General features: G+C 74.6%; 22 protein-coding genes and 1 tRNA gene. 12 read left to right on the plus strand and 11 right to left on the minus strand.

The annotated features are described in order from the left end of the window. Nucleotides 1–7: 7 nt before the first annotated feature. Nucleotides 8–862 (minus strand): MurR/RpiR family transcriptional regulator, encoded by an 855-nt coding sequence (locus ACTWO6_RS06610; protein ID WP_446218771.1) that lies wholly within the window; start codon nucleotides 860–862, stop codon nucleotides 8–10. A 390-nt stretch (nucleotides 863–1,252) separates the two neighbouring features. On the opposite strand from ACTWO6_RS06610, the gene ACTWO6_RS06615 reads away from it, so the two are divergent. From ACTWO6_RS06615 to ACTWO6_RS06640, 6 genes are read left to right on the plus strand one after another with little or no spacing between them, the layout of a single operon-like run. Next, on the plus strand, nucleotides 1,253–2,467 hold the full coding sequence (locus ACTWO6_RS06615; RefSeq protein WP_446218772.1) for a hypothetical protein: 1,215 nt from the start codon (nucleotides 1,253–1,255) through the stop codon (nucleotides 2,465–2,467). A 45-nt stretch (nucleotides 2,468–2,512) separates the two neighbouring features. Further along, the gene (locus ACTWO6_RS06620; RefSeq protein WP_446218773.1) at nucleotides 2,513–3,646 is read left to right on the plus strand and encodes a glycosyltransferase; all 1,134 of its coding nucleotides are present in this window, start codon (nucleotides 2,513–2,515) and stop codon (nucleotides 3,644–3,646) included. Beyond that, entirely contained in the window at nucleotides 3,633–4,739 is a 1,107-nt protein-coding gene (locus ACTWO6_RS06625) for a glycosyltransferase (RefSeq protein ID WP_446218774.1), read from the plus strand. Before ACTWO6_RS06620 ends, ACTWO6_RS06625 begins: the two co-directional genes overlap by 14 nt. A gap of 9 nt (nucleotides 4,740–4,748) precedes the next feature. Beyond that, a complete protein-coding gene (locus tag ACTWO6_RS06630) occupies nucleotides 4,749–5,927 on the plus strand; it encodes a glycosyltransferase family 4 protein (RefSeq protein ID WP_446218775.1) in 1,179 nt (392 codons plus the stop codon). Continuing rightward, nucleotides 5,924–7,492, plus strand: a complete 1,569-nt coding sequence (locus ACTWO6_RS06635) for a hypothetical protein (RefSeq protein WP_446218776.1) — start codon at nucleotides 5,924–5,926, stop codon at nucleotides 7,490–7,492. The genes ACTWO6_RS06630 and ACTWO6_RS06635 overlap by 4 nt, the downstream gene beginning before the upstream one ends. Before the next feature lies 1 nt (nucleotide 7,493). Next, on the plus strand, nucleotides 7,494–8,738 hold the full coding sequence (locus tag ACTWO6_RS06640) for a hypothetical protein (RefSeq protein ID WP_446218777.1): 1,245 nt from the start codon (nucleotides 7,494–7,496) through the stop codon (nucleotides 8,736–8,738). A 36-nt stretch (nucleotides 8,739–8,774) separates the two neighbouring features. Here the strand turns inward: ACTWO6_RS06640 and ACTWO6_RS06645 are convergent, their stop codons facing one another. From ACTWO6_RS06645 to ACTWO6_RS06655, 3 genes are all read right to left on the minus strand, one after another. Continuing rightward, nucleotides 8,775–10,151, minus strand: coding sequence for a glycosyl hydrolase family 28-related protein (locus tag ACTWO6_RS06645; RefSeq protein ID WP_446218778.1), 1,377 nt, complete (start codon nucleotides 10,149–10,151; stop codon nucleotides 8,775–8,777). A 113-nt stretch (nucleotides 10,152–10,264) separates the two neighbouring features. Then, nucleotides 10,265–11,569, minus strand: coding sequence for a sugar transferase (locus tag ACTWO6_RS06650; protein ID WP_446220576.1), 1,305 nt, complete (start codon nucleotides 11,567–11,569; stop codon nucleotides 10,265–10,267). Nucleotides 11,570–11,913: 344 nt separating this feature from the next. After that, entirely contained in the window at nucleotides 11,914–12,990 is a 1,077-nt protein-coding gene (locus ACTWO6_RS06655) for an LCP family protein (RefSeq protein ID WP_446218779.1), read from the minus strand. A gap of 126 nt (nucleotides 12,991–13,116) precedes the next feature. Between ACTWO6_RS06655 and ACTWO6_RS06660 the strand changes: the two genes are divergently transcribed. Together ACTWO6_RS06660 and ACTWO6_RS06665 are read left to right on the plus strand one after the other, a co-directional pair. Then, nucleotides 13,117–13,950 (plus strand): O-methyltransferase, encoded by an 834-nt coding sequence (locus tag ACTWO6_RS06660; protein WP_446218780.1) that lies wholly within the window; start codon nucleotides 13,117–13,119, stop codon nucleotides 13,948–13,950. After that, nucleotides 13,947–14,762: an MOSC domain-containing protein gene (locus ACTWO6_RS06665; protein WP_446218781.1), complete on the plus strand. Its 816-nt coding sequence runs from the start codon at nucleotides 13,947–13,949 to the stop codon at nucleotides 14,760–14,762. Before ACTWO6_RS06660 ends, ACTWO6_RS06665 begins: the two co-directional genes overlap by 4 nt. 222 nt (nucleotides 14,763–14,984) lie before the next feature. On the opposite strand, the gene ACTWO6_RS06670 is transcribed toward ACTWO6_RS06665, so the two are convergent. The 4 genes from ACTWO6_RS06670 to bcp all read right to left on the minus strand — a co-directional run bounded on the left by ACTWO6_RS06670 (nucleotide 14,985) and on the right by bcp (nucleotide 17,081). Next, nucleotides 14,985–15,524: an N-acetyltransferase family protein gene (locus ACTWO6_RS06670; protein ID WP_446218782.1), complete on the minus strand. Its 540-nt coding sequence runs from the start codon at nucleotides 15,522–15,524 to the stop codon at nucleotides 14,985–14,987. 56 nt (nucleotides 15,525–15,580) lie between these two features. Further along, nucleotides 15,581–15,667: transfer RNA gene (locus ACTWO6_RS06675), tRNA-Leu, on the minus strand. Next, nucleotides 15,653–16,579, minus strand: coding sequence for an HNH endonuclease (locus ACTWO6_RS06680; RefSeq protein ID WP_446218783.1), 927 nt, complete (start codon nucleotides 16,577–16,579; stop codon nucleotides 15,653–15,655). The genes ACTWO6_RS06675 and ACTWO6_RS06680 overlap by 15 nt, the downstream gene beginning before the upstream one ends. 31 nt (nucleotides 16,580–16,610) lie before the next feature. Further along, nucleotides 16,611–17,081: a thioredoxin-dependent thiol peroxidase gene (gene bcp / locus ACTWO6_RS06685; RefSeq protein ID WP_446218784.1), complete on the minus strand. Its 471-nt coding sequence runs from the start codon at nucleotides 17,079–17,081 to the stop codon at nucleotides 16,611–16,613. A 160-nt stretch (nucleotides 17,082–17,241) separates the two neighbouring features. Between bcp and ACTWO6_RS06690 the strand changes: the two genes are divergently transcribed. From ACTWO6_RS06690 to ACTWO6_RS06705, 4 genes are read left to right on the plus strand one after another with little or no spacing between them, the layout of a single operon-like run. Further along, complete coding sequence (locus ACTWO6_RS06690; RefSeq protein ID WP_446218785.1) at nucleotides 17,242–17,961, plus strand: energy-coupling factor ABC transporter permease; 720 nt, start codon at nucleotides 17,242–17,244, stop codon at nucleotides 17,959–17,961. After that, nucleotides 17,958–18,401 carry a PDGLE domain-containing protein gene (locus ACTWO6_RS06695; protein WP_446218786.1) on the plus strand — a complete coding sequence of 148 codons (444 nt, stop codon included), beginning with the start codon at nucleotides 17,958–17,960 and terminating at the stop codon, nucleotides 18,399–18,401. The genes ACTWO6_RS06690 and ACTWO6_RS06695 overlap by 4 nt, the downstream gene beginning before the upstream one ends. 15 nt (nucleotides 18,402–18,416) lie before the next feature. Continuing rightward, on the plus strand, nucleotides 18,417–19,187 hold the full coding sequence (cbiQ, locus tag ACTWO6_RS06700) for a cobalt ECF transporter T component CbiQ (RefSeq protein ID WP_446218787.1): 771 nt from the start codon (nucleotides 18,417–18,419) through the stop codon (nucleotides 19,185–19,187). Next, on the plus strand, nucleotides 19,184–19,945 hold the full coding sequence (locus ACTWO6_RS06705; RefSeq protein ID WP_446218788.1) for an energy-coupling factor ABC transporter ATP-binding protein: 762 nt from the start codon (nucleotides 19,184–19,186) through the stop codon (nucleotides 19,943–19,945). Before cbiQ ends, ACTWO6_RS06705 begins: the two co-directional genes overlap by 4 nt. A gap of 13 nt (nucleotides 19,946–19,958) precedes the next feature. On the opposite strand, the gene ACTWO6_RS06710 is transcribed toward ACTWO6_RS06705, so the two are convergent. The 3 genes from ACTWO6_RS06710 to ACTWO6_RS06720 are packed head-to-tail and all read right to left on the minus strand — an operon-like array spanning nucleotide 19,959 to nucleotide 22,280. Then, the gene (locus tag ACTWO6_RS06710; protein ID WP_446218789.1) at nucleotides 19,959–21,050 is read right to left on the minus strand and encodes a hypothetical protein; all 1,092 of its coding nucleotides are present in this window, start codon (nucleotides 21,048–21,050) and stop codon (nucleotides 19,959–19,961) included. Next, complete coding sequence (locus ACTWO6_RS06715; protein WP_446218790.1) at nucleotides 21,047–21,763, minus strand: DsbA family protein; 717 nt, start codon at nucleotides 21,761–21,763, stop codon at nucleotides 21,047–21,049. Before ACTWO6_RS06715 ends, ACTWO6_RS06710 begins: the two co-directional genes overlap by 4 nt. Next, the gene (locus ACTWO6_RS06720; protein ID WP_446218791.1) at nucleotides 21,756–22,280 is read right to left on the minus strand and encodes a DoxX family protein; all 525 of its coding nucleotides are present in this window, start codon (nucleotides 22,278–22,280) and stop codon (nucleotides 21,756–21,758) included. Before ACTWO6_RS06720 ends, ACTWO6_RS06715 begins: the two co-directional genes overlap by 8 nt. Nucleotides 22,281–22,301: the final 21 nt, after the last annotated feature.

Raw genomic sequence — 22,301 nt, forward strand, 5'->3', positions numbered from 1 at the left:
ACTCCTCTCAGCCGAGGAACAACTGACGACGGGCGGCGGACGACTCGAACGCCTCTAGCCGGGCCTGGGTGTCGGCCGGGGCGGCGTCGCAGATCGCCTGGAGCACCACCATGGCCAGGGTCATCGGGGCGGTGTGCAGGTCGAAGACCAGATCGGTGCCGACGGCGGCGGGGAGCACCACCTCGGCGTGCTCGGTGGCAGGGCTGACCGGGGAGTCGGTGATCGCCACCACGGTCAGCCCGGCGTCCCGGGCCTCGCGCAGCGCGTCGAGGGTCTCCCGCGGGTAGCGGGGCAGCACGAAGGCGAGCAGCGCGGTCGCGCCGGCCGCCGCGGCCTGTTCGAGGCGGTCGGTGAGCAGGCTGCCGCCGTCGTCGAGCACCCGGACGTCCGGGTGCACCTTCGCGGCGAAGTAGGCGAAGTACGCGGCCAGCGGGGCGGCGGCGCGCAGCCCGAGCACCGGCAGCGGGCGGCTGGCGGCGAGCTGCTGGCCGACCTCGGCGATCCGCTCCCGGTCGGCGAGCTGCCCGGCCAGCCGGTCGAGGTTGCCGATCTCGGCGCGCACGGCCCGCTGGAGCTCGTTGCCGGCGTCGGCCGGTTCGACGGCCGCGGTGGCGGTCAGCTCGCGCAGGCGGCGGCGCAGCGCCGGGTAGCCGTCGTGGCCGAGCGCCATCGCGAACCGGGTCACCGACGGCTGGCTGACCCCGGCCAGCTCGGCGACCTCCGCCGCCGACAGGTACGCCACCGCGCCGGCGTGCTGCACCAGGCAGTGCGCGATCCGGCGCTGGGTGGGGGTGAGCCGGACCCCGTGGAAGAGGTCGAGCACCCGGTCGGTCGGCGCCGCGACGACACCGCTTTCATTCATGCCGTGACTCTATGCATGAAGAATTTCAAAGACAAGCCCCGGGGCCTACCCGGACGGCTCTCCGGGCGAGGTCAGGGTGACCGGGCAGATCGGGTGGGACGCGAAGCGGGCGCGGTGGCGCGCGATGTTCCGCGCCATCGTGGCCGAGGGCGGCGACCTCGCCGAGCGCGCGATGCGGACCGGGACGAGGAGGGCCTCGACCGCCGGCGACCCGAGGTCCGGACGCCGCTGCGGTAGGGCCCCGGTCCGCAGGTGCCCGCCGCCGGCGGCGCCCACCCCGAACGGGCCTCCACATCGGCCTGACGTGTGTCGGGGGCCACCGACCGGCGGACCATCCGAAGGGCCTGGTCTCTGTACTATCCGCACGGCGGGTGAACAGAGGAGTGAGGCATGCAGCCGGAGGGTCCGTACAGGTTCACCGAGACGGTGGGTGAATGCCAGGTCGGCAGAGCCTGGGCGGCTCTCGACGGGCAGGACCGGCCGGTGACCGTGGCCGTGCTCGAGGGCGCGGCGGCCGGCGACCAGCGGTGGCGAGAGGCCTTCGCCAATGCCGCGAACGTGCTGGCCCAGACCGTCGGCGGCCACCGGTACGTCAACGCCGACTTCACCGCCGCCCAGCCCTGGGTCGCGTACTCCTCGGAGGAGGGGGGCGCCGCCGCGCGGCTCTTCCAGACCCTCGGCATGGACTACCAGCCCACGGCCACCGCCGAGGTGCTCCCGCAGCCGCCGGTCGTGGTCGTGCCACCGCCGGCGGACGGGGCCCGGCCCACCTCCGCGCCGCCGCTGCCGGTCTCCGGCGCGCCGCAGCCCATCTCCGGGCCGCCGCAGCTGCCGTGGACGCCGCAGCCCTGGGCGATGGCGCCGCAGCCGGTCTCAGGCGCACCGGTCTCGCCGGTCGCCGCCCCCGCGACGCCCGTCGCCCCCGACCCGCTCGACTCGTCCGGCGGGCGACGGATCGCCCCGGTGGAGCGGCCCCCGCGCAACCGCACCGGCCTCTGGGCCGGCATCGTCGCGCTGACCGCGGTGCTCGCCGGCGGCATCGGCCTCTTCGCGGGCAGCGCGATGGGCTCCGACGGGAAGTCGCCGACGCCGAACCCGTCGGCCAGCGCCTCCCCGCCGCTGTACGAGGCGACCCAGTCCTCACTCAACAAGGCGAAGGTCGACGGCGACCTGGCGCCGCTCGCCGAGCCGTGGCTCGGCCGGATGGGTGGCTGCGCCGTCAACGGCGAGGTGGGCGGCCCCAAGCTGCCGCCGGACGAGAAGAAGCACGTCTTCTGCCGGTACGGCGCTGTCTCCCTCCACTTCGGCCAGTACGCCTCCCGGACGGAGAAGGACGCCGCCCGGGCGTACCGGCAGCAGCTCAACCTGGCCGGCGGCGCGCTGGCCCCCGGGCTGCGCGAGGCGACCCGGACCACCGGCGGGGTCAGCGGCGCCTCCGGCAGCTACATCGAGTACGCCTTCAAGGGCGACGACGGCCGGACGATCTGCGGGGTGTGGTGGGACCGGGACGACGGCACCGGCGCGCTCTACCTGGAGACCCTCTGCGAAGCCGGGCTCGGTGGCAACTGGGACGCGCTGCGCGACCTGTGGCGACGCACGAGCTGACCATCCGGTGAGGACTGTGGGGAGCACCGTCATGGACGACCGGTCATGACGTCGGTGGAGGACGCCCGTCCCGTCCCCGACGCCACCGGCGTACCGCTGCTCGCCGGCCGGTCGGTGGCCGTCGTGCACGAGTGGTTCAGCGCCGCCGGCGGCTCGGAGAACGTCTTCCTGGCCATCGCCGACCTGCTGCCGCACGCCCGGCGGTACGTGCTCTGGGCGGAGCGCGACGTCCCGGCGGGAGAGCTCGGCCTGCGGGAGTCGTGGCTGGCCCGGACGGCGCTGCGGCGCAGCAAGGCGCTCGCCCTGCCGGTCATGCCGCTGGCCTGGCGCACCCTGTCCCGCGAGCCGGTCGACGTGGTGGTCTCCTCCAGCCACGCGTTCGCCCACACCGTGCGGCTCGGCCCGCCGGAGCGGACCCGGCACCTCAGCTACGTCCACTCGCCGGCCCGTTACGTCTGGAGCCCCACCGTCGACGGCCGCGGCTCGAACCCGCTGCTCGGCGTGCCCCGGCGCGTCCTGCAGTCGGCGGACCTGCGGTTGAGCCGGCACGTCCACGCCTACGCGGCGAACTCGGTGGAGGTGCGGGACCGGATCCGGCGGTACTGGAAGCGCGACGCCGTGATCATCCACCCGCCGGTCGAGGTGGACTACTTCGCCACGCCGGCCGGGCCGGAGCAGCCGCGGGACCACCTGCTGGGCGTCGGGCGGTGGATCCCGTACAAGAACTTCGACCTGATGATCGAGATCGCGGCGGCGGCCGGGCTGCCGCTGGTCATCGCCGGCTCCGGGCCGGAGGAGGCCCGGCTGCGGCGGGCCGCCGCCCGGGTCGACGTGCCGGTCACCTTCGAGCTGCGGCCCAGCCGGGAACGGCTCCGGGAGCTGTACCAGGGGGCGCGGGCGTTGCTCTTCCCGGCGCACGAGGACTTCGGCATCATCCCGGTGGAGGCCCAGGCCGCGGGCACCCCGGTGATCGGCCTGCGCAGCGGCGGCCTGCTGGAGACGGTGGTCGACGGCGAGACCGGCTTCCTGGTCCCCTCGACCCGCGCCGCCGACCACGCGGCCGCGGTCCGGCGCGTCGGTGAGCTCTCCGCCGCGCGGATCCGGGAGCACGCCAGGTCGTTCGCGCGGGAGCGGTTCGCCGCCCGGATGAGCGGATGGATCGCCGATGAGTGCCGCTGAACCGACCACCACCATCCTCGACGGCAGCGGCGTCGGCCCCGGCGGGATCACCCGGGTGCTCACCGAGGTGGTCCGGCACTGGCCCGCCGGGCACCGCCTCCGGGTCGTCGCCGCGCCGCCGTCCTGGCAGGTCCCGGGCGGCGGGGCGGCCGACGTCGAGCTGGTCAGCCGCCAGGCGGCCGGCCGGGCCGCGGCGATCGGGGCGGCCACCGCCACCCTGGGCCGGCTCACCGCGGGCGCCGCCGGGGACGGCACCCGGGTGCTGTCGCTGAGCCCGTCCGCCGCCATCCTCGGCAGCCGGCTGCCGGTCACCACCGTGCTGCACGACCTCGCGTTCCGGCTCTGGCCGCACGACCTCCCCACCGCCGTACGGCAGTACCGGCGGGTCAGCTACGGCACCGCCGTACGGCGGTCCGCGCGGCTGCTCTGCGTGAGCGCCCGCACCCGACACGACCTGCTCGGCCTCTACGGGGTGGCCGACGAGCGGACCGCCGTCTGGCACCCCGGCAGCGACCTCGCCGACCCCGGTGACCTGCCGGCGTCGCTGGCCGCGCTGCGCCGACCCGCGGGCAGCTGGCTGGTGGTCGCCGGGCACGCGCCGCACAAGGGCGTGGAGCTGGCCGTCGAGGCGCTGGCGGGGTTGCCCGGCCACACCCTGGCGGTGCTGACCGGCGGTCACCGGATCGACCGCTTCGAGGCCGCGGTGCGCCGCGTCGGGGTGGCCGACCGGGTGCTCTTCCTCGGGCACCTGCCCGAGCCGGAGTACGCCGCGACCATCGCCGGGGCCGCCGCCTTCCTCATGCCCAGCCACTTCGAGGGGTACGGCCTGCCGGCCGCCGAGGCACTGCGGCTCGGCACCCCGACGGTCGTCTCACCCGACCCGGCGCTGCACGAGGCGACCGCCGGCCGCGCCGTCCGGATGACGGCCTGGTCGGCGGAGGCGCTGGTCAGCGCGGTCACGGAGGCGGTCGGCGGGCCCCGCCCGGCCGCCGGCGGCCACGGCCGCTCCTGGCGTACGGCCACCGCGCACCTGGTCGACCTGCTCGCGGCGGCGCCGTCGGGGCGGCCCGCCGCCGCCCGGGTCACGGGGTAGGGACGCGACGTGCGAATCGCCATGGTGCACTCCTCCTTCGCGGTCCGGGGCGGGGCGGAACGGTACGTCCGCGACCTGACGCGGGCGTTGACCGCCCGCGGCCACCAGGTCACCGTCCACAGCCGACCGTCCGACGGGGCGGAGCCGGGCGACCACCCGGTGCGGGTTCGGGTCTCCGCCCGCCTCACCCGCCGGCTGCCCCGGCTGGGCAAGGTCGGCACCCACCTCGGCGACCTGGTCGACCCCACCGGCCTCCGCGTCGCCGACCTGCACAGCGCCGACCCGGACGTGGTGCACCTGCACAACTGGCAGGGCATCGGGGCGCTGCCCGTCGGGCGGCTGCTGCGGGCGTACCCGGGCGTGCACTCGGTGCACGACCACGCCGTCTGCGACCCGAACAACGCGCTCGGCAACGTGGGCCGCTCGCGTACCGTCGACCAGCTGCTGCGGGTCCGCGCCCGCTGGGTCATGCGGCGGCTGCGCCGCGCGGTGCTGCTCTTCCCCTCCGAACGGACCCGGCGGCGGGTCCTGGGCAGCGCGTCCGGCGTCGCCGGCGTGACCGACCGGGTCGTGCCGCTGGCCGTGCCGGCGCCGCCCCGCCGGGCGGCGTGGCCGCCCGGCCGCCGCGACGTCTTCCTCTACCTCGGCGTCCTCGACCGGCACAAGGGCCTCGACCTGCTGCTCGACGCGTGGCGCACGGCCGGGCCGGCGACCGGCGGGACGCTGCTGATCGGCGGCGACGGCCCGCTGCACGCCGACGTGGAGCGGCTGGCCGCCGCCACCCCCTCGGTCCGCTACCTCGGCTACCTCGACGCCGCGGGCAAGGAGGCCGCCTTCGCGGCGGCCGGCTGGCTGGTCTTCCCGAGCCGGTGCGCCGAGACGTTCGGGCTGGTCTGCGCCGAGGCGCTGACCGCCGGGCGGCCGGTGCTGGCCAGCGCGATCGCCGCCCCGCCGATGGCCTCGGACGGGTCCGCCCTGATCTTCCACGAGCCGGGGGAGCTGGCCGACCTGCTGCGCCGCGCCGCCGGCATGCCCGACGCCGGGTACGACGCGATGTGCGCCTCGGCCGCGGCGGACGGCCGCCGGCTCGACTGGGACCGCCACGTCGACACCATCATCCAGACCTACGAGTCGGTCGTGGCGGGACGCCCCGCCGACCGTCGCTCCCCAGAGGTGACCCGGCGATGACCGCAGAGAGCCCCGCCCGCCGAACCCTGTCGACCCTGACCACCCTGGCCACCCGGCCGTCGCGGCGGCAGGTGGTCGGCGGGGTGCTGCTGCTCGTGGCGGTGCTGGCCTGCCTGCTGGCCGGGCTCCCGCCGCTGCTGCCGATCCTGCTCACGCTGCTCGCCGCCGTCGCGGTCGGTCCGGTGGCCGGCCTCGGCTACGTGCTGGTGGTGCTCAACGCGCCGCTGGGGCTGTGGTTCGTCGGCGTGGAGGGCGTGGTCGGCGACGCCTTCGGCGGGCGCGACTACGCGCTCGGGCTCTCCGCCGCGGTGGTGGTCGGCGTGCTCTTCGCGCTGACCGCGTTCCGCCGCCGGTGGAGCCGCCGGCAGCTCGCCGGGGCGGGCGCCGCGCTCCTGGTCGTCGCGGTCTGGAGCCTGATCGGGTTCGCCCACCACGGCGTCGCGCAGACCCTGGTCGGGGTCCGGCTCACCGTGCTGCCGGTGCTGCTGCTCGTGGTGCTCTGCTCGCTCACCCTCCGGCAGGTCGTCCCGCTGATGACCGTGCTGGCCTGGGTGCTGGTGGCGAACGCGGTGGCCTCGGTCGGTGAGCTGATCGTCGGCCCGGCCCGGCTGGTGCGGTGGGGCTTCGAGGAGAACACCGCCGTGCGGTACATCGGGGACACCTTCCGGGTGCCCGGGCTGACCTCGTTCAACGCCGAGCTGGGCATCCTCGCCGGGGCGTACCTGCTCGGGTACGTGGCGCTCTGGCTGACCCGGGGTGCCCGGCCGACCCGCTGGTCGTGGCACGCCGGCGGGCTCGCCAGCCTCCTCTGCCTCGCCCTGAGCACCAGCCGCTCCGGGGCGCTCCTGGTGGCCGGCGGGCTGGTCGCCGCCGTGGTGCTCAACCGGTCCGGTGGGGCGGCCGCCCAGCGGCGCGCCCGGATCCTCGGCCTCGCCGTGATCGGCTGCCTCGCGGTCGGCTTCGCGGCGGTCGGCGCGACCGGGGCGCGGAGCCTCTTCGAGCGCTTCGACGTCTGGGCCCGGCTGCTCGGCGCGGACCTGCCGATCTGGGGCCTGGGCCTCGGCGGGGTCGGCGCCGCCACCACCTCCCGGGTGACCAGCGGGCCGCAGGTCTTCGTGGACAACTACTTCGTCAGCGTCGCCCTGCAGTTCGGCCCGGTGCTCGGGGTGGCCCTGGTCGCCGCGTTCGGGTACGCCCTGTGGCGGCTGTGCCGCCGCTCCGCCGAGCGTCCCGCGTCAGTGCTCTTCATCGCCCTGCTCGCCGGCCTGGCCTGTTCCTTCCTGGTCATCGAGGCGTGGGAGTACCCGGGCGCGATGATGTGCCTGGGCGTCTTCCTCGCGTACGGCCGCTGCCTCGACGCCGCCGGCGTGGCGGACGTGCCGGCCCCCGAGCCGCCGGCCGGCGTGTGGGTGCCGGCGGCGCCGTCGGACGGGGCGCCCATGGTCTGGGTGGCGGCCCCGCGGCCCACCGGGCAACCGCCCGCGGCTGCGGCGCCGGACGGGCCCCGAGAGGTCGAGCCCGGGTCGACCGCGGACGCCGCCCCGGTCGACTGGCCCACCGCCTGACATGGGCCGGCTCCTCGGCGCCGGACGCCGGTTGCAGGGCTCCCAGCTCTCCGTGCAGGCGCTGGCCCGGCTGTGCAGCGTCGCCGTCTTCCTCCTCGCCTCCTGGGCGGACACCGAACGGCTGGCCCTGGTCGCCCTGCAGGGCACGCTCCTCGCCCTGCCGTACACGCTGATGGAGTCGCTGGTCGGCCGGCCGCTCTCCGCCGGCCTGGTGCCCGCCGGGTGGTCGGTGGACGCGTGGGCCCGCCGGGTCGCGGCCGCGGCGATGCTGCCGGTCGGCGTGATCGGCTTCCTCTCCGCCTCCGTCGCGCTGCCGGAGACCGGCATCGCCGACCGGCTGTTCATGGTCGCCCCGGTGGTGCTGCAGCTGCCGCTGGAGGCGTTCTTCTGGTCCACCGCCCGGACCCGGTCGCCCCGACGGGCCAACCTGATACCGCAGCTCGTCGCCGTCGGCACCGTGCTCACCGGCGTCGCCTTCGTCGCCACCGGGGTCCGGGTCGACGTGGCCGCCGTGCCCGCCCAGCTCGCCGTCCTGGGCTGGGTGCTGCTCCGCGTCGCCGTCCCGCCGGGACCGGACCGGGTCCGCCCCGGCGTCCTGGCCAGCGTCCGCGTCGGCTCGGTGTACTGCGTGGCGGCCGCCGTCGACCTGGCCTACTCGGTGGCCCTGCCCTCGATCGCCGGCGCGGTCGCCGGCCAGGCCGCCGTCGTGGTGCTCCGCGCGTTGGACCTCGCCTTCGGCCCGTTCCACGTGGCGCTCTCCGCGAGCAACCGGGAGGACATCATGGCGGGTCGGGCCAGCCGCTGGCGGACCGGCACCCGGGCGCTGACCGTGGTGACCCTGCTCGGCGTCTCGGCGGTGGTGCTGGGCAGCGCCCGGGTCCGGGAGCTGCTCGCCGCCGACCTCGCCACCGTCGGCACCGCCGTCGTCGCCCTCTACTGCGGCTACAAGGCGTGCCTGGCCGTCGCGACCTGGCTGGCCACCCGGCACATGATCTGGGCGCCGCCGCGGCGGTTCCTGGTCTCGGCGATCGGCTCCCGGGTCATCGCCTTCGCCGGACTGGCCGTCTCCGCGCTGCTCGCCGGCCAGGTCGGCGGCCTGGTCCTCCAGCTGCTGATCAGCGAGGCCGTGGTGGTCTGCTGGTTCGTCACCCGGATCCGGCTCACCCGGACCCCCGACGCCGGGCCGCCGACCGCGGCCGGGCGGAACGACACCGCCGAACCGGTCGCCCGGCCGGTGCCGCTGTAAGCCGGCTCGGCGGCCCCACGGGCCGAACCCGGCCGGTCAGGGCTCGGTCGCCATCACCTGGACGGAGCCGTTCGGGAACATCGCGCACAGCTGCGTCCGCCCGCCCACCTCACGGGCGAAGAGCCGGACGCTGCCGTCGCCCGGGCGCCCCGGGTTCGGCTGGGCGCGCAGGTCGAACGCCGGACGGATCACCAGGTTCCGGTCCGGGTCGGCGAGCCCCTGGGTGATCTCCACCTGGGTGGTCGGCGCCGGCGTGCCGATCCAGCCCCGGCCCGAGCCGGGGATCGGCCGACCCCGGTCGTCGCGGGCGCCCGGCTGGGACAGGCTCAGCCGTACGCTGGACAGCCCCCGGTCCGCCCCGAAGTCCACCGCGGCGGTGCCGCAGTTGACCACCTTGCCGTCGATCAGGCAGCCGGACGGCTCGTCCGGCTGCTCGCCCGGCACGAACTGCACCCCGATCTCCGGGTGCGGGTCGGTGTTGTTGTAGCCCAGCACCATCCCGCCGACCCAGCGGCAGTCGTTCCGGGAGATCCGTACGCCCACCCCGCCGCTGAGGTCGGCGTAGCAGTTCATGCAGCTGATCCCGGTCGCCGCCAGGTCGAACGAGACGTTCTGCTTGATGCCCCAGGCGTGGCAGTTGACCATCAGCGTGCCCATCGAGTCGCCGGCCAGCCGGAAGCCGGCCGCCCCGTTCTCGAAGGTCAGGCAGTTGAGGAACATCGAGTCGTGCGGGCCGTGGAAGTTGATGCCGTGCCCGTCGTTGCCGTGCGTGCGTACGGCGGACAGCCGTGCCTCCATCTGGTGCGACGGGGCGGGCAACGCCCCGATCGCCCCCCATTCGCTGACGATCCCGTCGTTGCGGCAGTTGAAGACGATCACCTCGGTCAGCTCGTAGCCGTAGCCGTAGACACGCAGGCCGTAGCCCCCGTCGGGGTTCTGCGCCTTGTTCCCGTCGAAGGCGAGGTCGCGGATGCTGAACAGGGTGACGCCCTCCCCGGAGCCGGTGCCGGTGAGCCGGGCGAAGCCGTCCGACTCCAGGATCGCCGCGTTGGCGCCGGGGCGGAGCTTGAGGATCGTCGCGTCCCCGCCGGAGCCGCGCAGGTGCACCCGGGAGCGCAGCGTCAGCCGGCCGGTCAGGTACGTCCCCGGCGGGAAGAAGACGATCCCGCCGCCGTCGCGTACGGCGTCGAGGGCCCGCTGGATCGCCCCGGTGTCGTCGGCGGACCCGTCGCCGGCCGCGCCGTGGTCCCGGACGTTGACGATCCCCGTGCCGTCCGGGCCCAGCCCGCCGGCCGCGGCGGCGCCGCCCAGCGCGGCGGTGCCGAGACCGGCGGCGAGCGCCCCACCGCGGACCAGCGCGCGCCGGCTGACCGCCCTGGATCCCGGTGCTCCGGCGGTACCGTCGTGGCCCATGGGTCCCTCCCGTGACATCGTGGACGGACGTCCCCGTCCCGGGCGCGAACGATGATCCCACGGGGCGGTCCGCGCGGGGCAGGCGGTGCGCGGGGCGGCGCCGGCCCGACCGGTCAGCGACCGCCGGCCCGGAACACCTCGGCGACCGTCCGCAGGATCACCTTGACGTCCAGCCAGAGCGACCAGTTCTCGATGTAGTAGTTGTCGAAGCGCGCCCGGTCCGAGATCGGGGTGTCCCCACGCAGGCCGCTGACCTGCGCGAGCCCGGTGAGCCCGGCGGGCACCCGGTGCCGCATGGCGTAGTGCGGGTACTCGGCGGAGAACTTCTCCACGAAGTACGGACGCTCGGGGCGCGGACCGACCACGCTCATGTCCCCGCGCAGGATGTTCCACAACTGCGGCAGCTCGTCCAGGGAGGTGCGGCGGAGGAACCGGCCGATCAGGCCGACCCGCTGGTCGTACGCGATCGACCAGTTCGTGCGCGACTCCTGCTCGTCGACCGGGCGCATCGAGCGGAGCTTCACCAGCTTGAAGGGGTGACCGTGCCGCCCGATCCGTTCCTGCCGGAAGAAGATGCCGCGCGGACCCTCCAGCGCCGTCGCCAGCACGCAGAGCAGCAGCACCGGGCTCAGCAGGACCAGCGCCACCAGCGCGAACACCACATCGGACGCGCGCTTGACCGCCCACCGTGGACCGGACAGCGTGGTGTCGCCGATCTTCACGATCGGGATCGCGCCGATGTGGTCGGCGTTCCCGCCGATCGACCGGGTGCCCCAGAGCCGGGGGGCCGCCCACAGGTCGCAGGCCGCGCTCGCCGGGCGGCGCAGCAGCTCCATCAGGGCGGACTCCGGGCAGCTCGGGTCCGCGATGATCAGGACCTCGCACTCGACCAGTCGGACCAGCTGCTCGAGCTCCTCCAGCGTGCCGATCATTGGCACGCCGCCGGGGAGCTGCGGCGCGACCGCGTCCACGCAGCCGACGAAGCGCAGGCCGTACCGCGGGTAGCGGCGCAGCAGCCGGGCCAGCTCCCCGCCGACCGGGCCGGCCCCGATGACGATCGCGTTGTGCTCCACCCACCGCCGCTTCCGCGCGACGACGGTCAGCGTCCGGGTCACCGCCCGGCTGACGATGACCAGCCCGGCGGAGAGGGCCACCCCGCGCATGAAGCCGGCCACGTACTCCGCCGACTCGTGCCGCAGCGCCGCGATCATCGCCACCGCCGCGGCGGCGGCCAGCAGCCGTCCGCCCAGGCTGGGCAGCTCGTCGAGGAGGCTCATGTGCCGGCGGGCCCGGTAGAGCCCGCCGCCGGCGAAGAGCGCGACGGTCAGGCCGGCCATCACCAGCGTGCCGCGCCAGTACCGGTCGGAGAGCAGCAGCGGCGCGAGCAGCGCGACCAGGTCGGCCGGGGCGGCGAGCATCCAGGCCCGCAGTCCGCGGGTCCGCCGGGAGGCGCGGGAGCTGGCGTACGGCAGGACGGCGGTCGTGTCGAGCCCGGGACGGGGCGGGGCGGCGCTCTCCCCGGCTGTGGTCGGGCCGGGATCGGCCGGCGCCGCCTCAGTGGACGCTCCGTCGTGGACGGGCCGTGCCGGTGGGCCGTTCCGCTGCGGGGTGAGCAGCGTGTGCTCACCCGTCGCAGGCTGAGTCGACATGATGTGTGTGACCTCCCCGTGGTCGCCGCGGTGGCGTGTCACGGAGCCGCCGGGCGATCGCAGGATAAGGCCCGGTCGATCCGGCTGGCCAGAGCCGACCGGGTGATCCATGTCTACTGTGCGGCGGCCAGGATGTCGGGGACCGAGTCCCGCCGGACGGCGTCGAAGAACTTCTTCGCCCGGGTGGTGTCGGCGAGGACCACGCTCTCGGTGCCGATCCGGCCGGTGCCCTTCGTCGGGCAGGTGAAGAAGCCCAGGTTGCCGCTGCGCAGGTGGCGCAGGTCGGTCGCGAAGTCCAGGATGGACAGTGACTTGTCGACCGACACCGCGTTGGTGGTCGCCTTGAGGAACGCGTTCAGCTTCGCCGGGTTCGACAGCGTGCCGCCCGAGGCCGCCTTGTCCAGGATCGCCTTGATCACCTGCTGCTGGTGTCGGATCCGGGCGAAGTCGCCGTCGGCGAAGGCGTACCGCTCGCGGGCGTAGTCCAGCGCGGCGGCCCCGTCGACCGTCTGTCGACCCTGGACGAAGGTGCGCTTGCTGTCCGGGTTGAGCGAGTGGGTGGAGGTGAAGCCCTTTTCCACGTCGATCTCGATGCCGCCGAGCGCGTCGACGATCTCCTTGAAGCCGGCGAAGTCCACCATCGCCACGTGGTCGACGCGTACCCCGGTGAAGCTCTCCACGGTCTGCACCATCAGCGGCACGCCGCCCCAGGCGAAGGACGCGTTGATCTTCGCATCCCGGCCCCCGTGCCGGCCGTCCTTGGAGCGCGGCACGTGCACCCAGGTGTCCCGGGGGATCGAGATGAGCTGCGCGCTCGACCGGTCCTTCGGCAGGTGGGCGAGGATGATGGTGTCCGAGCGCGAGCCGGAGGCGTTCTCCGGGTCGCGGGAGTCGCTGCCCAGGATCATGATGTTCAGCGCGTCCTTGGCCACGATTTGCGGCCGGGCCTGCTCCGGGACGTCGGTGAACGCGTCCACCCGCTCGATGTCGGACTCCACGGAACGCAGGTAGAACGCGGCCGCGCCGACGCCGCCGGCGCCGAGCAGCGCGATCACCAGCAGCACGATCAGCGCGATCCGGCGGCCCCGGCGGCGACGCGGCTGCGGGGACGGCGGGTTGCCGTCCACGTCGGACGGGGCGGTCGACGTCGCGCCCGTCCCGGACTCGGCGAGCTGCTGGCGATCTGGCATGCGCGCGATGCTACTGATTCACGTTCCCGCCCGGGTGCCCTCGTCCGTTCAGTGGACTCGGCCGACCGAGGAGGTGAATGGAAACTTTCATCGTCAGCGGCCCCGCGGAACTGGTAGAACGCTCCCGTGGACGCAACGAAGCTCCGGCGGGCCATCGCCCGTACCCCGTTGGCTCCGGTCGCCGCCTTCCCGAAGCGGCTGGCCCGGGTCGCCCGGCACGACGCCAAGGTGCTGCGCACCTCCGCCCGCTGGCTGGTCACCTCGCGTGAGCATCACAACTACACGTACGAGCTGACCAAGCTGAGCCGGCACCACCTGGCCTGGTTCGTCAGCGTGGTCTGCGACGTGCCGGTGAAGCAGGTCCGGGCCTACCTCAACGAGATCGAGACCGACGATGAGCTGCGCGGGCACATCGAGCGGGCCACCGCCGCCGCGTCCCGCCGCGGGCTGGCCGACAAGCACGTCCGGTACGCCCGCCGGATCGGCTGGTACGCCATCATCCGCGCCCGCAAGCCCGCACACGTCGTGGAGACCGGCGTCGACAAGGGGCTGGGCAGCTGCGTGCTGGCCGCCGCGCTGCTGCGCAACACCGCCGAGGGGCACCCCGGCCGGCTCACCTCGCTGGACATCAACCCCGAGGCCGGCTACCTGGCCCGGGCGACGCCCTGGGCCGACGTGGTCGACCTGGTGATCGGGGACTCGGTCGCCTCGATCGGCGCGCTGGACCGCCCGGTCGACCTCTTCCTGCACGACAGCGACCACAGCCGGGTGCACGAGAAGAGCGAGTTCGAGGCCGTGGAGGCGAAGCTCGCCCCCGGCGCGATGCTGCTCACCGACAACGTCACCGTCACCAACGTCCTCGCCGAGCACGCCGAACGGACCGGGCGGCGCTTCCTCGCCTACCGGGAGACCCCGGCGCGGCACTGGTATCCGGGCGACGGAATCGGGGTCGCCTGGTGAGGCTCGCCGCCGTCCACACGTACCCCGTCAAGGGCTGCCACCGGCTCGACCAGGACGGCGCCCGGGTCGAACCGTGGGGCCTGGCCGGCGACCGGCGCTGGATGGTGCTCGACGAGCACGGCGTCGGCGTCACCCAACGGGAGGCCCCCGAGCTGGTCACCCTGCGCGCCGTCCCGCGCGACGGCGGGCTGGTGCTGCGCGCCCCGGACCGCCCCGACCTGGACGTGCCCGAGCCGGCCACGGCCGAGCCGGTCCTGGTGCGGGTGTTCCGCAGCCGGCGGCCGGTGCCCGCGCTGCCCGCCGGGCCGGCCGCGGACGACTGGCTCGGCGCGCTGCTCGGCCGGCCGGTGCGGCTGGTCTGGTTGGGCGGACCCACCCGGCACATGAACCCCGGCGAGCGGGACCCCGACACCGGCGACCAGATCAGCTTCGCCGACGAGTACCCGCTGCTGCTGGCCGGCGCGGCCTCGCTCGACGCACTCAACGGCTGGCTGGCCGAGGCGGGCGAGCCGCCGGTGCCGATGGCCCGGTTCCGCCCCAACCTGGTGGTCGAGGGGGCCGAGGCCTGGGCGGAGGACGGGTGGGCCGGCCGCCGGCTCCGCGTCGGGTCGGCCGTCCTCCGCGCCGCCGGGCCCTGTGACCGCTGCCTGGTCACCACCACCGACCAGGAGACCGGGGTACGCGGCAAGGAGCCGCTGCGCACCCTCGCCCGGCACCGCAACATCGGCCAGAAGCTCCTCTTCGGGCTGCACCTGGTCCCCGACGGGCCGGGCGAGGTGCACGTCGGCGATCCCGTGACCCTGCTCGACTGACCATGTCGCGTGACACCGCCGGCCCGGGCCGTCTGCGGTGGTTGACCTGGCGCGCGCCCGCTGCGGCGACCGAGGCCCGGATGTCCGGTGGGGCGGCTTGCCCCACGGCAGAAGGTCCTCCGGCGGGCCGTCGCCCGCCTGCTGCCGAGGCGCACGACGGCAGCGACCGACGGATCGGCCGGGACTCGATGATCACGTCCCGGGAAACCCCGGGCCCGGGCGTCAGGCCGCCGGCCGGTCCAGGTCGAGCCACATGAAGACCTCGTCCCGGTCGTCGCCGGGAGCGAGCCGCAGCGCGCCCGGCAGCCGGCCCACCTCGCGGTAGCCCAGCCGGTCGTAGAACGGCTCGAGGCCGAGCCCGCCCCGGACGGTCACGTGCAGCGCCGCCAGGCCCAGCTCGCGGCCGAGCCGCTCGGCCTCGCGCATCAGCGCGGCGCCGTACCCGCGGCCCTGGGTGTCGGGGTGGACCATCACCCGCTTGAGCACCCGGTAGTGCGTCTTCAGGTGGAACCGGTTGTCGCAGATCACCAGGATGCCGACCGGCCGGTCGCCCTCGTAGCCGACCAGCAGCCGGTCCGGCCCGTCGGCGATGTCGGCGAAGGTGGCCTCGGCCATCGGCCGGACCTCGGCTGCGGTCACCGGCGCGACGAAGCCCACCGCACCGCCGGCGTTGGTGACGTCCACCCAGAGGGAGACGATCTGCTCGCGCAACTCAGGGGTGAGTTCGGGGTCCAGGACAAAACGCAGGCTCACGCCTGCCATCCTGAGGGAGTGGCGAGGCGTGAACCCCACGTTCGTGATCTTCACGACATCGCCTCTGGTGCGGGAGAGGGGAGTCGAACCCCCACGTCCTTTCGGACAATAGGACCTAAACCTATCGCGCCTGCCTGTTACGCCACTCCCGCGGACCTGCTGAGTCTAGAGCGTCGGGCCTCTGGGGTGGTGAGCCCAGCCTCCCTCAGGATGAGTTGGACGGTGCGGTGACTGATCGCAGGAATGCCGGAGGCCTCCGCCAGGCCACGTGCGATCCTCCGGGAGCCGAGCTCCGGGTGAGCGAGCGCGAAACGGATGACGGAGTCGCGGAACTGCCGCTGGATCGGACGGTCACGGACGCGCGGCTGTGGCGAGATGCTTCCCGTGGACTCCAGGCGTCGGCGCATCCTGCTGACGTGGTCCCTCGTGCATCGGAGTAGGCGCGCCGCCTCCACGGTCGTCAGGCAACCCGTGCTGACCTGTTGGACCAGCGAGAGGATCTCCTCGTCTCCCGGCGGCGTCCCGTGTGGCTCTGATCGAGTGGCATCCGCGAAGCCTGGTGCGTCCAGTTGCGCCCCCTGTCCCGTCGCGGTTTCGGGCGATCGCGCTCGCCCGGCATACGTCGCGGTCTGGCTGTGGCAGTTCGGGCAGAGCAGCCGTAGGTTGGGCGGCCGGTTGTCGAGACGGTCGCCGTTGATGTGGTCGACGTGGAGGACGAGGGGCGCGCCCTGCCATGTCGGCCCCAGGCCGCAGATCTCGCACTGCTCGGGAATGCCGATGAAGGCTAGGGCGCGCCTGAGCCGGAAGCCTGGTGTCCTTCCTGCGTCAGGTGCCAGCTTGACCAGGACCTCTGACGGCGCCTGCCGGGAGCCTTGCCGGCCCCTGCTGTGCGCCTGCCCAGTGAAGTGCGACGTGTCGACGCCGAAGCGCTTCAACTGCCGGCTGATGTGCGCGTGCGACCCGCCGCTGATCCGCACACCGAGCGCCCGCATCACCCCGGCAATGCTGTGCGCGCTCGCGGCGGCCTCGGCGAGCACCTCAGGCGTGTACTTGTACCGAACCACGCACGCACCGTAGCGGCGGCGTACGACAGGATCAGTCCAGCCCGAGGTCCCGGCGCAGCTTGGCGACGTGCCCGGTGGCCTTGACGTTGTAGAACGCCCGCTCGATCTTCCCGTCCTCGTCGACGACGAAGGTCGAGCGGATCACTCCGGTGACGGTCTTGCCGTACATCTGCTTCTCGCCGTACGCGCCGTACGCGGTCAGCACCGCCTTGTCGGTGTCGGCGACCAGCGGGAAGGTGATGGCGTCGCGCTCCCGGAACTTGGCCAGCTTCTCCGGCTTGTCGGGGGAGATGCCGACCACCTCGTAGCCGGCGGCCTGGAGGGAGGCGAGCGAGTCGCGGAAGTCGCAGGCCTGCTTGGTGCAGCCGGGGGTCATGGCGGCCGGGTAGGCGTACAGGATGACCTTGCGGCCACGGAGGTCGGCCAGGGAGAGCGTCCCGCCGGTGTCGGTGGGGAGGGTGAACTCGGGCGCGGGGTCGCCGGGGTTGAGGCGGTCGGTCATGGCGCAGACGATACCGCCGCCGTACGACCGGCCGACGGTGGCGACGCGCGCCGACGGTGATCAACACCATGGCTTGTTGCAAGGTGTTGGCAACAAGGAGTCGGCGCAAATAGGCTGAGCCCGACGGTGTGGGCCCGCCCGCCGCGCCCCGGGAGGTCGAGTGGAAACCCTGGCGATGCACATCTCGAACGGGATCATCGACGGTCCCGTCGCCGCGGTCTTCGCCGCCTTCGCGCTCGCCGTGCTCACCCTCTGCGTGCTGCGCGGCCGCCGCGACCTGGACGACCGGCTGGCCCCGATGGCGGGCCTGGTGGCCGCGTTCATCTTCGCCGTGCAGATGCTCAACTTCCCGATCTTCACCGCCGGGGTGAGCGGCCACCTGCTCGGTGGCGCGCTGGCCGCGCTGCTGGTCGGCCCGTGGGTCGGCGCGCTCTGCGTGGCCGTGGTCCTCGTCGTGCAGGCGCTGGTCTTCGGCGACGGCGGGGTGGCCATGCTCGGCCTCAACATCACCAACATGGCGATCCTCGGCACCGCCGCGGCGTACCTGCTGATCGCGCTGCTGCTGCGGGTGCTACCGCGCACCCCGGCCGGGCTCGGTGTCACCGCGTTCGTGTCGGGCCTGGTCAGCGTGCTGGTCGCCAGCCAGGGCTTCGTCCTGCAGTACTGGCTGGGTGGCACCACCGACCTGGGCGGCAACCTCGCCGGACTGGCCGGCACGATGGCCGGCGTCCACCTCCTGATCGGCGTCGGCGAGGGCCTGATCACCGCCACCACGGTGGTCACCGTCGCCAAGGTCCGCCCCGACCTGGTGTACGCGCTGCGCGCCCTGAAGCCGGCCGCGCCGGCCGCCGCCGTCCCGGTCGCCGGGGGTGCCCGGTGAGGAAGCGCACCTGGGGCTTCGTCCTCGGCGGCCTGCTGGTCGCCCTGCTGCTCGCCGGGGTGGCCAGCAACTACGCCTCGGCGCACCCGGACGGGCTCGACTCGTCCCTGCTCAAGGGCTGCACGGTGAACGCCGACGGCGAGATCACCGGCGGCAGCTGCCCGGCCCAGCAGGCGAAGGGCCACGAGCTCGCCGACAGCCCGCTGGCCGACTACGGCATCCGGGGCGTGGACAACCGGTTCCTCTCCACCGGCCTCTCCGGCGTCCTCGGCGTGCTGCTCACCTTCGCCCTCGGCGGTGGACTCTTCCGGCTGGCCCGCCGGCACGCCCCCGCCGCTTCCGGCGCGTCAGATTCCACCGGCACCGGAGCGTCGGGCGACGACCCGGCCGGCGACGCCGACCCGGCCGACGCCGGGCAGCGCGCGGCCCGCGCCGGCTGAGGGGGGTACGTCGACATGGGCGCGGGACACGTGCACGTGCTCTACCGCGAGTCCACCTCCCCGGTGCACCGCCTCCCACCCGAGGTGAAGATCGCCGCGATGGTGCTCTTCACCGTCGCCGTGGTCGCCACGCCCCGCGAGGCCTACTGGGCCTTCGGCGGGTACGCCCTGCTGGTCGCCGGGGTGGCGGCGCTGGCCCGGGTGGGCCCGCGCTGGCTGCTCGGCCGGGCGCTGATCGAGCTGCCGTTCGTGCTCTTCGCGTTCGCGCTGCCCTTCCTCGGGACGGGGGAGCGGGTCGAGGTGGCCGGGCTGAGCCTCTCCGTGGACGGGCTGCTCGGCGGCTGGAACATCCTGGCCAAGGGGACGCTGGGCGTACTGGCGTCGCTCCTGCTCGCGGCGACCACGACGACGCGCGACCTGATCGTCGGCCTGGACCGGCTGCGCTGCCCGCAGGTCCTCACCCAGATCGCCACCTTCATGCTGCGCTACCTGGACGTGCTGGTCGGCGAGGCCCGGCGGATGCGGGTGGCCCGGGTGTCCCGGGGCGACGACCCGCGTTTCCTCTGGCAGCTGCGCGGCTTCGCCGCCGGGATCGGCGCGCTGTTCCTGCGCGCGTTCGAGCGCGGCGAGCGGGTCTACCTGGCCATGGTGTCGCGCGGCTACTCGGGCCGGATGCCGGCGGTCTGGCAGGGCGCCGGCGCCGCCACCGCCGGTCAGTGGGCGGCCGCCGCGACGGTGCCGCTGGCGGCCGTCGCGATCGCCGCCGCCGCGGTCGTGCTGACATGATCGGGTACGTGCAGACGGCTCCCTCCCTGGACGTGCGCGACGTCCGGTACGCGTACCCGGACGGTCACGTCGCCCTGCACGGGGTGGACCTGACCGTGCCGCGCGGGGAGCGGGTGGCGCTGCTCGGCCCGAACGGCGCCGGCAAGACCACCCTGGTGCTGCACCTCAACGGCATCCTCACCGCGACCGAGGGGACGGTCTCCGTGGGCGGGCTGACGGTCAGCCGGGACCGGGACACCCTGGCCGAGATCCGCCGCCGGGTGGGCATCGTCTTCCAGGACCCGGACGACCAGCTCTTCCTGCCAACGGTCGCCGAGGACGTCGCGTTCGGCCCGGCCAACCTGGGGCTGCGCGGGGTGGAGCTGGCCGCCCGGGTCGACGAGGCGCTCGCCGCGGTGGGGATGAGCGAGCACCGGGACCGGGCGCCGCACCACCTCTCCTTCGGTCAGCGCCGCCGGGTGGCGGTGGCCACCGTGCTCGCCATGCGCCCGGAGATCCTGGTGCTCGACGAGCCGTCGTCGAACCTCGACCCGGCCGCCCGGCGGGAGCTGGCGGAGATCCTGCGCGGCCTGCCGGTGACGCTGCTGATGGTCACCCACGACCTGCCGTACGCGGCGGAGCTCTGCGACCGCTCGGTGATCCTCGACGCCGGCCGGATCGTCGCCGACGCCCCCACCGTCGGCCTCCTCTCCGACGAGGCGCTCCTCGCCCGCCACCGCCTGGAACTCCCCTACGGCTTCACTCCCCGCCCCTCCTGAGGGGCGGGGAGGGTCAGCGGGGGACGGGAGCGGGGACCGGGCGGCGGGCCGGGCGGGCGGCGGCGTGCAGGCGGAGGAGGCCGGCGCCGAGCGCGCCGGCGCCGGTGGCGAGGATGAGCACCACGAGCACCCGGGCCGCGGTGGCCGGCCACACCACCGGCGCCACCGAGCGGGAGAGGACGGCGACGTTGGCGAAGCCGGCGAAGATCGTCAGGCACGCCCCGGCGAGGGCGAGCGCGAAGTCGGCGGCCTCCCGGCGGGCCAGCGCGTACCCGCCGGCGGCGACGGCGCCGAGCCCGGTGAGCAGCGTCCAGACCTGACCGTTGACCAGGCCGAGCAGCACCCCGCCGAGCCCGTCGGCCCCGGCGTCCAGCTCCCGGCCGACGGTGAACGTCACCGTGGCCAGCCCGCCGAGGGCGAGCAGGGCGCCCACCCCGCGCAGCGCCCGTACTCCGGTGGCGGTGCCGGCCGGCGCGAGCCCGGCCGCCGCGATGCCGAGGAAGGCGAGGGTGGCGGCCACCCACCAGGGGTACGCGTCCGGCGGCGGCACCCAGTCCAGGGTGCCGCGGATCTCGACCGTCTGGTCGCCGTCGCGCAGCGGGACCACCCAGTCCCGGACCCGCTGCGGGCGTTCCGGGTCGGCGCTCACCTGCGCGGGCGGCGACGATTCGAGCCAGAGCGTCCGCTGGTCGTGCCAGCGCACCGACTGCCCCCGGTCGACCCGGTGCCAGACCGGGGTGGCGGCCGGGTCGGCCTCGGGTGAGAGGTTGGTGTCGCCGGCGATGGTCCGGTTGAGGTAGGTGGCCGGGGAGCGGCTGTTCTCGTACACCCCGCCCGGTCCCACCCGCAGGTACGGCTCGCCGGAGTAGCCGAGCACCTCGACGTCCCGCCCGGTGCGGTTGATCAGTTCCAGCCGGGCGCCCGCCTCGACGACCCGGACGGTGAGCCCGGGCCGGGCGGGGGCGAGCGCGGTGACCTCGGCCCGGTAGTCCGTGCCGTCGGGGGCGTCCGCGCCGTGCGCGGCGGCCGGCGCGGCCAGGGCGAGGAGCACGGCGAGCGCGGCGGTGACGACCACCCCCGCCCGCCGCAGCGGTACGAGGATCACTTGCCGGCCGCCGCCACCGCCGCGGTGATCCCCGCCGGGGAGCGGTCCTCGACGTCCTTGCCGTTGACCTTGATGGTCGGAGTGCCGGTGACCCCGGCCTTGCTCGCCTCGTCGGTGACGTGCTCGGTCCACGGCTTGTACGTGCCGTCCTTCACGCAGGAGCCGAAGTCGTCGCGGTTCAGCCCGACGCCCGCGCCGATGTCGATCAGCTCGTCGTTGCTGAGCCCGGCGCTGCCCTCGGCCGGCTGCCTGGCGAAGAGCGCGTCGGTGAACTCCTTGAACTTCCCGCCCTTGGCGGCGCAGCCGGAGGCGGCCGAGGCCCGGGTGGAGTACTCCGTGGTGGAGAAGCGGTTCAGGAAGGCCACCGGGTGGAAGACCACCCGCACCTTGTCCTCCCTGATCAACTGGTCGATGGTCGCACCGTTGACCTGCTGGAACTGCTTGCAGACCGGGCAGAGGTAGTCCTCGTACAGGTCGATGGTGACGGGACCGGCGCCGGCGACGATGCCGGTGCCGCCGGCGTTGGCGCCGGGTGGGGCGGTGAAGGTCTTCGACTTCTGGCTGGAGTAGACGGACCAGCCGATCAGCCCGGCGATCACCAGCACCACCACGGCGCCGACCGAGGTCCAGATGGTGCGCGTGCGCCGCTTTTCCCTGGCGAGCTGCGCGCGGACCACCTGGGCGGCGTTCTTCCGCCCCTTGCGACTACTCATCCTCGCCCTCCACGGGTGCATCGCCCGCCAGCCAGCCGTCCACGGAGAACGGGGTGCGGGGCCAGATCAGCAGGAATCCGGCCAGCGCCAGGAATCCCAGGTCCCGGAGGATCTCCGGGAGGTAGCTCGGGGCCCGCCCGACGGCGAGCTGGCCGCCGCTGCCGAAGCACCCGCAGTCGATGGCCAGGCCCCGGCTCCAGGCCGAGGCGATGCCGGTGATGAAGATCACCAGCAGTGCCGCGGAGATTCCGGCGGCCAGTCGGGTGGCCAGCCCGATCAGCAGCAGTACGCCGAGCGCCAGCTCCACGAAGGGCAGTGCGGCGCCGATCACGGTCGCCGCGTCGTACGGCATGACCTGGTAGGCGTTGACGGCCCGGCCGGAGGCGGCCAGGTCGCCGACCTTCGCGCCGCCGGCGATCAGCCAGACGGCGGCCAGCCCGAGTCGGGCGGCGGTGCCGAGCCAGGGTCGGACGGTGGGCCAGCGGGCGGCCCGGGTGCTCGGTGCGGTCACGGTCATTTGTCGTCCCGGATCCGTGGA

It is taken from the genome of Micromonospora sp. IBHARD004 (assembly GCF_052814115.1).